At 63.4% G+C, this 14770-nt stretch carries 11 protein-coding genes; 5 read left to right on the forward strand and 6 right to left on the reverse strand.

Annotated elements, in window-relative coordinates; all coding sequences use genetic code 11:
* The first annotated feature begins 33 nt into the window (after positions 1-33).
* From FZI91_RS03935 to FZI91_RS03945, 3 genes are all read left to right on the forward strand, one after another.
* Entirely contained in the window at positions 34-735 is a 702-nt protein-coding gene (locus tag FZI91_RS03935; protein WP_162526246.1) for a hypothetical protein, read from the forward strand.
* Positions 736-801: 66 nt separating this feature from the next.
* Positions 802-1158: a helix-turn-helix transcriptional regulator gene (locus tag FZI91_RS03940; RefSeq protein WP_162526247.1), complete on the forward strand. Its 357-nt coding sequence runs from the start codon at positions 802-804 to the stop codon at positions 1156-1158.
* 3 nt (positions 1159-1161) lie between these two features.
* Positions 1162-1647, forward strand: coding sequence for an SRPBCC domain-containing protein (locus FZI91_RS03945; protein ID WP_155937314.1), 486 nt, complete (start codon positions 1162-1164; stop codon positions 1645-1647).
* Here the strand turns inward: FZI91_RS03945 and FZI91_RS03950 are convergent.
* On the reverse strand, positions 1644-2459 hold the full coding sequence (locus tag FZI91_RS03950) for a hypothetical protein (protein ID WP_155937316.1): 816 nt from the start codon (positions 2457-2459) through the stop codon (positions 1644-1646). The two genes, FZI91_RS03945 and FZI91_RS03950, sit on opposite strands and share 4 nt — an antisense overlap.
* 66 nt (positions 2460-2525) lie before the next feature.
* Here FZI91_RS03950 and FZI91_RS03955 point away from each other — a divergent pair, with 66 nt between their 5' ends.
* A complete protein-coding gene (locus tag FZI91_RS03955; RefSeq protein WP_155937318.1) occupies positions 2526-2816 on the forward strand; it encodes a DUF1905 domain-containing protein in 291 nt (96 codons plus the stop codon).
* On the opposite strand, the gene FZI91_RS03960 is transcribed toward FZI91_RS03955, so the two are convergent.
* The gene (locus FZI91_RS03960; protein ID WP_155937320.1) at positions 2813-4216 is read right to left on the reverse strand and encodes an amino acid permease; all 1404 of its coding nucleotides are present in this window, start codon (positions 4214-4216) and stop codon (positions 2813-2815) included. The two genes, FZI91_RS03955 and FZI91_RS03960, sit on opposite strands and share 4 nt — an antisense overlap.
* A 135-nt stretch (positions 4217-4351) precedes the next feature.
* Here FZI91_RS03960 and FZI91_RS03965 point away from each other — a divergent pair, with 135 nt between their 5' ends.
* Positions 4352-4765, forward strand: coding sequence for a hypothetical protein (locus tag FZI91_RS03965; RefSeq protein WP_162526248.1), 414 nt, complete (start codon positions 4352-4354; stop codon positions 4763-4765).
* 110 nt (positions 4766-4875) lie between these two features.
* Here the strand turns inward: FZI91_RS03965 and FZI91_RS03970 are convergent, their stop codons facing one another.
* The 4 genes from FZI91_RS03970 to FZI91_RS03985 all read right to left on the reverse strand — a co-directional run bounded on the left by FZI91_RS03970 (position 4876) and on the right by FZI91_RS03985 (position 14702).
* Entirely contained in the window at positions 4876-8826 is a 3951-nt protein-coding gene (locus tag FZI91_RS03970; RefSeq protein WP_162526249.1) for a DNA-directed RNA polymerase subunit beta', read from the reverse strand.
* Positions 8827-8873: 47 nt separating this feature from the next.
* Positions 8874-12374: a DNA-directed RNA polymerase subunit beta gene (locus FZI91_RS03975; RefSeq protein WP_155937322.1), complete on the reverse strand. Its 3501-nt coding sequence runs from the start codon at positions 12372-12374 to the stop codon at positions 8874-8876.
* A 331-nt stretch (positions 12375-12705) separates the two neighbouring features.
* Positions 12706-13497, reverse strand: a complete 792-nt coding sequence (locus FZI91_RS03980; RefSeq protein WP_155937325.1) for a class I SAM-dependent methyltransferase — start codon at positions 13495-13497, stop codon at positions 12706-12708.
* Positions 13498-13568: 71 nt separating this feature from the next.
* On the reverse strand, positions 13569-14702 hold the full coding sequence (locus tag FZI91_RS03985; RefSeq protein ID WP_162526250.1) for an ABC transporter ATP-binding protein: 1134 nt from the start codon (positions 14700-14702) through the stop codon (positions 13569-13571).
* Positions 14703-14770: the final 68 nt, after the last annotated feature.

A 14770-nucleotide genomic window follows, 5' to 3' on the forward strand; every position in this document is an offset into this window, starting at 1 on the left:
CTTTTTGCACCGAAATCACCTAAGAATGGAGGCGTGGAGAAGGTCGTCTTCGTATTACGCCAACCATCCGATGCCGCCACCGATGAGTGGGCGGAACATCTGCGTACGGATATCGCCGACAAGGTCCGGGCGCTGGGCGTGCATGGGTTGACGGTGTGCGTCCACGACGCCGCCGTGCGCGCCGCGAGCCTGCGGCTCGTGACGCTGGATCCGCCGTTCGCGGCGGCGGTCAGCGTGTGGGTGCGGCAGTCCTACGGCGCAGAGGTAGGTGAGATCGGGACTATCCTCGCGCAATCATCGGCCGCCGCACACGGATATCTCGTTGCCGAGTCGGTACCGCTTCCCTCCCCCGCCCCCGAACCCGGCGCGCGGTCAACGGGTTTCACCAACATTGCCTTGTTGCGCAGGCCCGTGGACATGCCCTTCGAAGCATGGCGTCAGCAATGGCAGGGCGTGCACACCCAGAACGCACTCGACCTGCAGTCAACGATCGGATATGAACAGAACCTGGTGGTCCGCGCCGTCACCGTCGACGCACCGGAGATCTCGGCGATCGTCTTCGAGCACTTTCCCACCTCGGCACTGACCGATCCGCTGGCCTGGTATGACGCCGCCGATCAACAGCAGCTGACCGCACGCGCAATGGCCATGCTGGACAGCGTCAAAGCCTTTGGCGCGCACACGAATCTCGACACCATCGCAACCAGCAGATACGACCTGGTCCAACCTTTCTAGATCGCCCCGGCACTGACGCCGATACGGAGACCTTGACATACAACCAAATGGTTGTACATTTATGGAGTGACCGACCCGGATGAGGACAGGGCCGACGCCATGTTCCATGCGCTCTCCGACCGCACCCGACGCGACATTCTGCGGCGCGTGCTGGCCGGCGAGCACTCGGTCTCGACACTTGCGGCGAACTACAACATGAGTTTCGCCGCTGTGCAAAAGCACGTCGCCGTGCTGGAAAGTGCTGGGCTGCTGACCAAACGACGCAATGGTCGCGAGCAACTGGCCAGCGGCGACGTGGCAGCGGTTCGTTCGGTGGGCATCATGCTCTCCGAACTGGAGCAGATCTGGCGCGGCAGGATCGCTCGTATCGACGAACTCATCGCACTCGACCCACCCGCAACCAAACAATCAACGGAGGACTGAATCATGCCCGTCACCAACGTCACTCACAACATCGACACCCGGACCCTCACCATTACCGCCGAGTTCGAGGCTCCGATCACCCGAATCTGGCAGATCTACGCCGACCCGCGTCAGCTCGAAAAGGTTTGGGGCCCAACGTCTTGTCCGGCCACGTTTGTCGACCACAATTTCAAACCGGGCGGCCGGGTGAACTACTACATGACCGGTCCCGAGGGGGAACGGTACGCCGGTTGGTGGGAGATCACGACACTCGATGAACCCAACGGCTTCACGTTCCAGGACGGATTCTCCGACGAGAACCTGAACCCGGTGGACAACATGCCGGTCTCGGAGAACGTGTACACCTTCGTGGAACAGGACGGCCGCACCCTGGCGACCTACGTCAGCACGTTTGAGACTGCCGAGGCACTACAGAAGGTGCTGGACATGGGCGTCATCGAAGGCGCAACGTCGGCGATCAACCAGATCGACGAGCTCGTCCGCGCCTAAGGCAACGTGCCCTCAGCGGCGTGGCCGAGGACCAGTGCGTTGACCTCCTCGGCCGCGCCGGGCTCGCCCAGCCCAGCCCTCAGCACTGAATCGTCCCGCAAGCCTGTGACAATCGTATTCGGCGGCAGTGCCGCTCGTTGAGTCCGCAGCGCGGCAAGGACCGCGCCGTCACGCCCTCGCAGTTGGAAATCGACTCGGCGCCAACCCGTTCCAATGTGACAGACCTCCCCGACCTCGGACCAACGCACGACAGACTGCCTGCCGGGCACCCAGATTCCCTCTGCCGACAAGAGCAGGCTACGGCCGCGGGCGGGCAGATCCACCAGAAAATTCATCACCCACATCAGCGCAACGACCCCAAAAATCAAGCTCCCGTAGAAGATAAAGAAGTACATCGCGCCATCCTTGGCGGTCGACGCGCCCACCGCGGGATGACTGAACACGTGGACATCGGCGACTACTCGTATCACCGCCGGAGCGAGGATCACCAGGCATACGGACAGCAGGACCGCCACCCCCACAGGTCCAGGGTTGTAGCGCAACGGAACCCGGACACCCGTATGGTCGCCATCGGCACGCCAATGCCACGGAACAGCCATCCAATACTCGACGGGAGGCTCCCTGCGGTATCCAGGCAAGTCACCGTCGCGCAGAATGACAATCCAGCCAAGGCCAAAGAACGCTGTGCAGAACATCGCGAACCACGCTGGGGCAGCTGAGAACCATGGCCAGATGGACAGCACTGGGGAGAGCCACACCGCGACAAATCGCCGGAAATCAAACTGTCTCTTGTTGCCGCCGTCCCCCGCCATGTTGATAACTATAGGAAACATCGGATCCCAATGTTTGCTAAGGTCACCGCACCTAGACTTCACACCATGGTGGAGTACCGCGACCCCGGCACCATCACGTTCCAGGCGACGATCGAGAAGCCCGAGGGCCCCGGTGCATTCGTTGAGTTCCCGTTCTCCGTCATGGAAACCTTCGGCGTCAAGGCCCGAGTGCCGGTGCGGGCCTTGTTCGACAGCTCGGTGACCTACACGGGTTCCTTGGCGCCGTACGGCGGCAGGCATCTACTCGGGGTGCGCAAAGACATTCAGGCGCAGCTGGGCAAGGGACCGGGCGACCGCGTGACCGTCGAGATCATTCTGGACACCGACCGCGCTTAGGCTTCTTGCCTTTCTCGTTCTACCGGCTCGCCGTGGTGCACGAAGTAGCCGAGCACCACGATCGCGAACCACACCAGACCCACCAGAATCGCGGTACGGCCGTCCTCGGTGAAGAACAACAGCACCACCACGAGGGCCAGGAAGGCCAACGCCAACACATTCGTCACTGGCGCACCGGGCAGCCTGTAGTCCGAGGCGGGCAGTTCCCCGGCGGCGACCCGCTTACGATAGATCATGTGGCACACCAGGATTGAACCCCACACAAAGATGATGCCAATAGTCGACACCGAGGTGATGTAGGCAAAGGCCTTGGCGGGCGAGAGCCAGTTGACGAACACGCCGATACCCATCGCCAGAGCGGAGAAGCAGATGGCCAACATCGGCACGTGACGTGAGCTCAACGACTGTAGGCCCACCGGCGCGTCGCCGCGCTGCGCCAGGCTGCGCACCATCCGGCCGGTCGAATAGATACCCGAATTACAGGAGGACAGCGCAGCCGTCAGCAAGATGAAATTCACGATGTTCGCCGCCTGCGGAATGTTGAGGTACTCAAACACCGCGACGAACGGACTCTCGCCCTTGTGGTAATTCCGCCAACCCTGGATCGACAGAATGACGATCAGCGCACCCACATAGAACAAACCGATACGGAACGGCAAGGTGTTGATGGCCTTGCGCAGCGTCACTTTCGGGTTCTCGGCCTCCCCCGCCGTAACACCGACGAGCTCGACGCCGACATACGCGAACACCACGATCTGCAGGCTCAGCAAGGCCTGGCTGAATCCTGTCGGGAAGAACCCGCCGTCGTTCCACAGATTGGTGACCGTCGGGCCCGACTCCGGCCCCAGGCCCGAAATAGGAAGCAGCACACCGATACCGATGATGATCATGCCGACGATCGCCGTCACCTTGATCATCGAGAACCAAAACTCGGCCTCACCGAAGATCTTCACCGATATTAGGTTGGCCACAAACAGGATGAGCAGGACGGTCAGCGCGGTGACCCACTGCGGGATCCCGGGCCACCACCGTTGGATGTACACGCCAGCGACGGTGATCTCGGCCATACAAGTGGTGGCCCACACCGCCCAGTACGTCCAGCCATTAGCGAAGCCTGCGAAGCGTCCCAGGAACTCCTCGGCATACTCGGAGATGCTGCCCGACACTGGCCGATAGACCAGTAGTTCGCCGAGTGCCCGCATGATCACGAAGATGGCCAGGCCTGCAACGAGGTACGCAAGGATGAGCGCAGGGCCCGCCTTCTCGATCGCACCGCCCGCCCCGTAAAAGAGGCCGGTGCCGATGGCACCGCCGATCGCAATCATCTGCACCGTGCGGGCCGACAGGCCGCGCGAATATCCAGCGTCGGGCGTCTCGGATTCGGAATTGGCAACCGTCATCCGGACATCATTGCCTGCGCAGACACTTATTGCAGAGGAAACCGGGACAGGCCGCCTGGTACTGCGTGGAATTGCGGAGCCTGATTAGGTACTTTCGCGCTGAACCGACTTCGCCTGCGTGAATAGGGTTCTGGCGTGATCAACCGACAGTTCATTGTGCGCAAGACATGGCCAACACTCACCGTCCTGCTCCCCTTCGCGATCGTCGCCGGCCAACTTGGTCTCGACATTTGTCGCTGGTGGATCGCCTACGGCACTGCGGCGGGAGCCGCGGTACTGATGGGCGTCGGCACAATCGCGATAATCAGGGCCACCGGTCCGGGGCTGACGGTGGACTATTCCTGGGTCCTGTTCTGGCTCAGCCTGGCAGCATTGACGGCTGTGCAGGGCTACTTCTACGCGAAGTTCCGTCACCAGTGCCCGGTGCTGGGTCCGATCATCCCGGTCGACATGCTGCTTGAGTGGCTTGTCGCGCCAATCGTGCTCGGCATGGTGACGGCGGCCGCATTCCGGCACAGACGCACCGCAGCACGACAAACACACGCCTAGTGCACAGAATCCCAGGGCGGCCCCGCAATACATGTCTGCTCGCGGCGAGGGAAACGGAAAGGCCCCCGGGATGTCCCAGGGGCCTTTCGCGTTAGCAACTAGCGGTAGTGCTACCGGTAATCCGAGTAGCCGTAGTCATCCAGCGGCACCGCAGCACCGGTGTTACCGGTGCCGAAGTCGGGGCTGTAGTAGGCATCCTCGTACGACGGGATCGTGTACGCGGCAGCCCGCGCCTCTTCGGTCGGTTGCACCGCAATGTTGCGGTAGCGATTGATACCGGTACCAGCCGGGATCAACTTACCGATGATGACGTTCTCCTTCAGACCATTCAGCCTGTCGCTACGGCAGTTGATTGCCGCATCGGTCAGCACGCGAGTGGTCTCCTGGAAGGACGCCGCCGACAGCCACGAGTCGGTGGCCAGCGATGCCTTGGTGATACCCATCAGCACCGGACGGCCGGCCGCGGGCTCGTTGCCCTCGGCCACCACGCGACGGTTCGCGCTCTCGAACTCGCCACGCTCGGTAAGCGAGCCAGGCAGGAATTCCGTTGCGCCCGAGTCGATGATCGTCACGCGACGCAGCATCTGGCGCACGATGACCTCGATGTGCTTGTCGTGAATCGACACACCCTGGCTGCGGTACACCTCCTGGACCTCGCTGACCAGGTGCACCTGCACCTGTCGCGGACCCATGACGCGGAGCACCTCGTGCGGATCGGCCGCACCCTCCATGAGCTGCTGTCCGACCTCGACGTGATCGCCGTCGGCCAGCGGACGCTCGGAGCCGTCCTCATGCTTGAAGACGCGCAGGCGCTGACGCTTGGAGAGCTTGTCGTAGACCACTTCCTCGCCACCGTCATCCGGGACGATGGTCATCTTGTAGAAGCGCTCGCCCTCTTCCAGGCGCACGCGTCCGGTGACATCGGCAATGGGTGCCTTGCCCTTGGGAACGCGCGCCTCGAACAGCTCGGTGACACGCGGCAGACCACCGGTGATGTCGTCACCGACGCCACCCTGGTGGAAGGTACGCATGGTCAGCTGGGTACCGGGCTCACCGATCGACTGCGCGGCCACGATGCCCGCCGCCTCGCCAATGTCGACGATCTTGCCGGTCGCCATCGAGCGGCCGTAGCACATCGCGCAGACCCCGGTGCCGGTGGTGCAGGTAAGCACCGACCGCACCTTGACCGTGGTGACACCCGCGGCGAGCAGCTTCTCGATCGCCGGATCACCCAGATCATGTCCACGCTCCACCAACACGGTGCCATCGGAGTCCACCGCGTCGGCGGCGAGAGTCCGTGCATAGGCGGAGGTTTCGATGTGCGCGTCGCGGATCAGCACGCCGTCGGCCTGCTTTTCCGCAATCGTCACATTGATGCCGCGCTCGGTGCCACAGTCGTGCTCGCGGACGATGACGTCCTGCGAGACGTCCACCAGACGACGGGTCAGGTAGCCCGAGTCCGCGGTGCGAAGCGCGGTGTCCGCCAGACCCTTACGGGCGCCGTGCGTGTTGATGAAGTACTCGAGAACGGTCAGGCCCTCACGGAACGAGGACTTGATCGGCCGCGGGATGTACTCACCCTTCGGGTTGGTCACCAGACCCTTCATGCCTGCCAGGTTGCGCACCTGGGTCATGTTGCCGGTGGCACCAGACTTGGGCAGCAAGGTGATCGGGTTGTCGTCGGGGTAGTGCTCTTCCAGTGCCTTACCGACCTCGTCGGTGGCCTCCTGCCAGATCTTGACCAGCGCCTCGCGCCGCTCCTGGTGGTTCAAAGCACCACGCTGGTACTGCTTTTCGATCCGCTCCGCTTCCTTCTCGTAGCGGTCGAGGATCTCTGCCTTCTGCGGCGGAACCAGCACGTCGGCCATGGACACCGTCACACCCGAACGCGTGGCCCAGTGGAAACCGGCGTCCTTGAGCTTGTCGACGGTCTGCGCGACCACGATCATCGGGAAGCGCTCGGCGAGATCGTTGATGATCGCCGACTGCACCTTCTTGTGCATCTGCTTGTTCACGAACGGATACCCGTGCGGCAGCAGCTCGTTGAACAACACGCGGCCCAGCGTGGTCTCGGCGATCCAGGCATCGCCTGGGCGCCAGCCATTCTCGAACTGCTCGGCCTCGACCTCGGCCGGCGGACGCTGGTGCGTCAGCCGGACCCGGATGGGCGCACGCACACTCAACGCGCCGCGATCCATCGCCATGATGGCCTCGGCAGTCGAGCTGTACACACCGGACTCCGGCCGGTCCTTGGCAGCCGGAACATGTGCTCCGGTGTCACCGGGGACCTCGGCAGTCAGGAAGTACAGGCCCGTCACCATGTCCAGACGCGGCATGGCCAGCGGACGACCCGACGCGGGCGACAGGATGTTGTTCGAGGACAGCATCAGGATGCGCGCCTCGGCCTGCGCCTCCGCCGACAGCGGAAGGTGCACGGCCATCTGGTCACCGTCGAAGTCGGCGTTGAACGCCTCACACACCAGCGGGTGCAGCTGGATGGCCTTGCCTTCCACCAGCTGCGGCTCGAACGCCTGGATACCCAGGCGGTGCAGGGTTGGCGCGCGGTTCAGCAGCACCGGGTGCTCGGCGATGACCTCTTCGAGGACATCCCACACCTGGGCGCGCTGACGTTCCACCATCCGCTTGGCGCTCTTGATGTTCTGCGCGTGGTTCAGATCGACCAGACGCTTCATCACGAACGGCTTGAACAGCTCCAGAGCCATCAGCTTCGGCAGACCGCACTGGTGCAGCTTGAGCTGCGGGCCAACCACGATGACCGAGCGGCCCGAGTAGTCAACGCGCTTACCGAGCAGGTTCTGACGGAACCGACCCTGCTTGCCCTTGAGTAGATCCGACAGCGACTTGAGCGGGCGGTTACCCGGTCCGGTGACCGGACGTCCACGACGGCCGTTGTCGAACAGCGCGTCCACCGACTCCTGCAGCATCCGCTTCTCGTTGTTGACGATGATCTCGGGCGCACCAAGATCGATCAGTCGCTTGAGGCGATTGTTGCGGTTGATCACACGGCGGTACAGGTCGTTGAGGTCGGAGGTCGCGAAGCGGCCACCGTCCAGCTGAACCATCGGACGCAGCTCCGGCGGGATCACCGGCACGGCGTCGAGCACCATGCCGCCCGGGGTGTTGGTGGAGTTCTGGAACGCCGCCACCACCTTGAGCCGCTTGAGGGCACGAAGCTTCTTCTGCCCCTTGCCACTGCGGATGGTCTCGCGCAGATTCTCGGCCTCGGCGGGGATGTCGAAGTTCTCGATGAGCTTCTGCACGGCCTCGGCGCCCATGGCACCGGTGAAGTACTCGCCGTAGCGATCCACCAGCTCGCGGTAGAGCACCTCGTCGATGATCAGCTGCTGGACGCTCAGCTTGGTGAAGGTGGTCCAGATCTCGTCGAGCCGATCCAGCTCACGCTGGGCCCGGTCGCGCAACTGACGCATCTCGCGCTCGCCGCCGTCGCGCACCTTGCGGCGCACATCGGACTTGGCGCCCTCGGCCTCCAGCTCGGCCAGGTCGGCCTCGAGCTTCTGGGCGCGGACCTCGAGATCGCTGTCACGCTGATCGGCGACCGACTTCTTCTCGACCTCCATCTCGGCCTCGAGCGTCGAGAGCTCGTTGTGGCGCAGCTCATCGTCCACCGCGATGATGACGTAAGCAGCGAAGTAGATGATCTTTTCGAGATCCTTCGGCGCCAAGTCAAGCAGGTATCCCAGACGGGACGGGACACCCTTGAAGTACCAGATGTGCGTGACCGGGGCGGCCAGTTCGATATGGCCCATCCGCTCACGGCGCACCTTGGCGCGGGTCACCTCGACGCCGCAGCGCTCACAGATGATGCCCTTGAAGCGCACGCGCTTGTACTTGCCGCAGTAGCACTCCCAGTCGCGAGTAGGTCCGAAGATCTTCTCGCAGAACAGGCCGTCCTTCTCAGGCTTCAGCGTGCGGTAGTTGATGGTCTCCGGCTTCTTGACTTCGCCGAAGGACCAATTACGGATGTCATCCGCCGACGCGAGGCCGATACGGAGTTCATCGAAGAAGTTGACGTCGAGCACGTAAACTCCCTTTCCCCTTGCGGGATAGTTCGATCAGACGGACGAAGTCACGCAAAGTCTTCGATGGACGCAGATTCGTTGCGGGACAAGTTAATTCCCAGGTTCGCAGCTGCGCGCTCCAGGTCCTCGTCATCACCATCGCGCATCTCGATGGTGGTGCCCTCCTTGGACAGCACCTCCACGTTGAGGCACAGCGACTGGAGTTCCTTGAGCAGAACCTTGAACGACTCGGGGATACCCGGCTCGGGGATGTTCTCGCCCTTGACGATTGCCTCGTAGACCTTCACGCGACCGACGGTGTCGTCGGACTTGATGGTCAGCAGCTCCTGCAGCGTGTACGCGGCGCCGTAGGCCTGCATGGCCCAGCACTCCATCTCACCGAATCGCTGACCACCGAACTGCGCCTTACCACCAAGCGGCTGCTGGGTGATCATCGAGTACGGGCCGGTCGAGCGCGCGTGGATCTTGTCGTCGACCAAGTGGTGCAGCTTGAGGATGTACATGTAGCCGACGGTCACGGGGTACGGGAACGGGTCGCCGTTGCGGCCGTCGAACAGCCGCGCCTTACCGTCACCATCGACCATGACCTCGCCGTCCCGGTTGGGCAGCGTCGAGGACAGCAGTCCGGTCAGCTCCTCCTCGCGGGCACCGTCGAACACCGGGGTGGCCGTACGGGTATCGGCCGGTGCGGAGATGAGGTCCGCGGGCAGATTGGCCGCCCATTCCGGATTGCCTTCGATGTTCCAGCCGGTCTTGGCCACCCACCCCAGGTGGGTTTCCAGGATCTGGCCGATGTTCATACGACGCGGCACACCGTGGGTGTTCAGGATGACGTCGACCGGGGTGCCATCAGGCAGGAACGGCATGTCCTCGACGGGCAAAATCTTGCCGATGACGCCCTTGTTGCCGTGGCGTCCGGCGAGCTTGTCACCGTCGGAGATCTTGCGCTTCTGCGCGACGTAGACCCGAACCAGCTCGTTCACACCGGCAGGCAGATCGTCATCGTCATCGCGCGAGAACACGCGGATACCGATGACCTTGCCGGACTCGCCGTGCGGCACCTTCAGGGAGGTGTCGCGGACCTCGCGGGCCTTCTCACCGAAGATGGCACGCAGCAGACGCTCCTCGGGGGTCAGCTCGGTCTCACCCTTCGGGGTGACCTTGCCGACGAGGACGTCGCCGTCGCGGACCTCGGCACCGATGCGGATGATCCCGCGCTCGTCGAGGTCAGCCAACACCTCATCGGAGACGTTCGGGATATCCCGCGTGATCTCCTCGGCGCCGAGCTTCGTGTCGCGCGCATCGATTTCGTGCTCTTCGATATGAATCGAGGTGAGCACATCCTCTTCCACCAGGCGGTTGGACAGGATGATGGCGTCCTCGTAGTTGTGACCTTCCCACGGCATGATCGCCACGAGCAGGTTCTTACCGAGGGCCATCTCGCCGTTTTCGGTGCACGGACCGTCGGCGACAACCTGGCCGACCTCGACACGCTGACCTTCGTCCACAATCGGGCGCTGGTTGGCACAGGTGCCATGGTTCGACCGCGCAAACTTACGCAGTCGGTAGCTCTGACGGGTGCCGTCATCGGCCATCACGGTGATGTAGTCGGCGGACACCTCTTCGATGACACCGGCCTTCTCCGCGATGACGACGTCACCGGCGTCGATGGCGGCACGCAGCTCCATGCCGGTACCGACCAGCGGAGCCTCGCTGCGCACCAGCGGAACTGCCTGACGCTGCATGTTCGCGCCCATCAGGGCACGGTTGGCATCGTCGTGCTCGAGGAACGGGATCATCGCGGTCGCGACCGACACCATCTGACGCGGTGAAACGTCCATGTAATCGACCTCTGCCGAGGGGACGAATTCGACCTCGCCACCCTTGCGGCGCACCAGGACGCGCTCCTCAGCGAAAACCTGATCGCCATCAGCGTTGGGCTTCGTCGGCGAGTTGGCCTGCGCCACCACGTGGCGATCCTCTTCATCGGCGGTCAGGTAACGGATCTCATCAGTGACCACGCCATTGACAGTCTTGCGGTACGGCGTCTCGATGAAGCCGAACGGGTTGACCCGCGCGTACACCGACAGCGAGCCGATCAGGCCGATGTTCGGGCCTTCCGGGGTCTCGATCGGGCACATGCGGCCGTAGTGCGAGGGGTGCACGTCGCGGACGTCCAGGCCTGCACGGTCACGCGTCAGACCACCGGGGCCAAGAGCCGACAGACGGCGCTTGTGGGTGAGGCCGGACAGCGGGTTGTTCTGGTCCATGAACTGCGACAGCTGGCTGGTCCCGAAGAACTCCTTGATCGCCGCCACGACGGGACGGATGTTGATCAGGGTCTGCGGCGTGATCGCCTCGACGTCCTGGGTGGTCATGCGCTCACGCACGACACGCTCCATGCGGGATAGGCCGACCCGGATTTGGTTCTGGATCAGCTCGCCGACGGTGCGCAGACGACGGTTACCGAAGTGGTCGATGTCATCGACCTCGACGGGAACCGGGAGACCGCCGGGGGCGGTCATCGTGGTCTGGCCCTCGTGCAGACGCACCAGGTACTCGATGGTGGCGACGACGTCTTCCTCGTTGAGGGTGGTCGAGGTCACGAGAGCCGGGTTGGCGCCTCCCAGGCCCAGCTTCTTGTTCACCTTGTACCGACCCACGCGGGCCAGGTCGTAACGCTTCTCCTTGAAGAACAGGTTCTCCAGCAGGGCCTGCGCCGACTCCTTGGTCGGCGGCTCGCCCGGGCGCAGCTTGCGGTAGATGTCCAGCAGCGCCTCGTCGGGACCGGCGATGTTGTCCTTCTCGAGGGTCCCCATCATGATTTCGGAGAACCCGAAGCGCTCGACGATCTGCTCGTTAGTCCAGCCGAGCGCCTTGAGCAGCACGGTGACGGGCTGACGGCGCTTGCGGTCGATGCGGACGCCGACGGTGTCGCGCTTGTCGACGTCGAACTCGAGCCATGCACCACGGCCGGGGATGACCTTGACGCTGTGCAGGGTCTTCTCGGTCGACTTGTCGATGGTGTCGTCGAAGTAGACACCAGGCGACCGGACCAGCTGCGAGACGACGACCCGCTCGGTGCCGTTGATGACGAAGGTGCCCATTTCGGTCATCATCGGGAAGTCACCCATGAAGACCGTCTGGCTCTTGATCTCACCGGTGTTGTTATTGATGAACTCGGCCGTGACGAACAGCGGGGCCGCGTACGTCATGTCCTTGTCTTTGCACTCGTCGACGGGTGCCTTGACCTCGTCGAAGCGCGGGTCACTGAAGGACAGCGACATCGAGCCGGAGAAGTCCTCGATCGGCGAAAGCTCAGTGAGGATCTCCTCAAGGCCGCCGGTCGGGTTCACCTCGCCACGGGCGGATGCAACTTCACGCCAGCGCGGCGCGCCAATCAACCATTCAAAGGAGTCCGTCTGCACATCGAGCAAGCCGGGAACCTCAAGCGGTTCGCGCAGCTTGGCGAAGGAAAGTCGGCTAGGTGCCCCAGGTACGGAGTTGGTAGTTGCGGTATCGGTCTTAGTCTGGCGGGAGACTGCCAAGATGCTCGGTCCTCCATAGTTGCCGCGTTTCTGCGTTGGTTCGCGCCAGCGAACGACCAAACACACACGACAAAGACCACACCGCGATCGGCGAGGGAAGGTGGGCAGGAGGCAGCCAGCGCAACGTCTAACGATAGCGTACTATCGCGCAGCCTTCAACTGCCCGGTCGATTCTGCGAATCAGTGCTGGCTGGCGCCTCGCCCATTCCTGGACTGCGTCCGCAGATGTCCGTGCTGCCAAACAGAGTGACGCGTCGTACGCCGCCCGTCAAGAGATACCGCCAGTATTTTCAGTGTTTCTTTACCCTTTCTTCGCCGAAGCCACGCCGACTTAGCCGGGCTTGACGGCCCCGAGCGTCTGACTGAGCCCCGAGACGTACTGCCGCTGATCGGTCAGCCCGTGCTGAATGAGGACCCGGGGGAAGTGCGCGCGATCGAACATGCGGAACGACATCGGCCGCGCGAAGAGACGCTGAACCCCATGAATGAAGGTGGGTCCGCGCAGGCAGGAGGTCAGAATCGCGAGGTGGCCACCCGGTTTCAGGACGCGAATCATTTCGCCGACCACCGCATCCGGGTCTTCCATGAAGTACAGCGCCCCGTAGCAGGACACGGCGTCGAAGGTGCCGTCCCGGAAGGGCAGCCGCTCGCCATCGGCGCGCATAAATCCGAGCTGATGGGACTGTGCCTGGTGAGTGGGGTTGGCAACGGCCTCGGCGAGCATGTTGGGTGCCGCGTCCAGTCCGACGACCAGACCGTCCGGCCCGACGGCGTGCACTGCCCGCCGCGCGGTGTTGCCCGGACCGCAGGCGATATCAAGCACCCGGTCGCCGGGCTCGATCGCCAGTAGGTGCAGTGCACGCTCTGCTTCCTTGGCCCCCGACTGCGCGGTCAGCACCGCGAAGGCGAACGACCGCCAGAATCTGTCGTATACCCAACTGAAAATCGAGTTCTGCATGGTGTGCTGGCCCAGATGTAGGCGCACGTTCTGCGGACCCATGACGTCGAGGTAGCCGTCCCCCACGGACCGCGCCGACTGCACCCTCCGCGCCGGGACAGTGAGCAGACCCTCAATCTTCTCCAGGGCGGTCGTCAAGGGCGCAGGGTCCTGTGCACTCGTCATACGCGCTCGATCCTGACGGGCACCCCGTTGGGGCGCGCCATTCCGGCCAAGGGCTCCCCGATGCAAAGGCCTTACTGCCGCAGGGGCGGAATCTGGCCCGTCGGGGCGTCATCGTCGCTGTGCGGGGTGTTGATGGCCTGGGTGGCCTGTTCGGTGTGCGGCGGTGCCAACGTGGCAGTCGCCGCGGTGCCGGGTTCATCGCCGAAGTCATGGACGCGGTACTGATGAGTCTCGGCGAAGCTGTCCTGGATCGCAGCCTGCGCATTGGGCGGCAGCTGGTGCATGATCTCGCGCACGCGCGCCTGACGGCGCCCGACGGCCGCGCGTTCCGGCATACCGGGGGTGGCCTGAATCTGCGGGGGCACACCCTCGATCTCCTCGACACCACCGTCGTGGTGTCCGGCGTCCAGGTGCGCCTGCTCCTCGGCCATGGTGGCCTCGTCCTTTTCCTCCGACATGCCGATTGGCCCGATCCGGCGGCCGTTCAGGAACTGCTTGATCACCGGCTCATCGCTGGTCAGCAGCACCTCACGGGGACCGAACATCACCAGCTCGCGGCGATACAGCATGCCCATGTTGTCCGGCACGGTGCGGGCGATGTTGATGTTGTGAGTCACGATCAGGATCGTCGCGTCGATCTGCGCATTGATGTCGATGAGCAACTGGCTCAGGTAGGCCGTACGCACGGGGTCCAGACCGGAGTCAGGCTCGTCACAGAGGATGATCTGCGGGTCCAGCACAAGCGAACGGGCCAGGCCGGCACGCTTGCGCATACCGCCGGAGATTTCACCGGGGAACTTGGTCTCGTGGCCGGTCAGACCCACCACGTCAAGCTTCTGCATGACGATGTCGCGGATCTCCGATTCCTTCTTCTTGGTGTGCTCACGCAAGGGGAAGGCGGTGTTGTCGTACAGGTTCATCGAGCCGAACAGCGCGCCGTCCTGGAACATCACGCCGAACAGCTTGCGGATCTCGTACAGCTCCTTGGACGAGCACTCCATGATGTTGGTGCCGTCGATGTAGATGGCGCCCTCTTCCGGGCGCAGCAGGCCGATGAGCGACTTCAGGAACACCGACTTGCCTGTACCGGACGGGCCCAGCAGCACGCTGACCTCACCCGGCGGCAGGGACAGGCTGACGTTCCCCCAGATTCGTTGTGAACCAAAGGATTTAGTCAAACCCTCGACGGAGACTTCTGCACCCACCAGGCGATCCTTCCGCAACACGCACACTTCGCCACCAACCCGGCCAGGCTGTGGTTCGGATCACTTTA

The organism is Mycobacteroides sp. CBMA 271 (assembly GCF_009729205.1).
Classification (GTDB): domain Bacteria; phylum Actinomycetota; class Actinomycetes; order Mycobacteriales; family Mycobacteriaceae; genus Mycobacterium.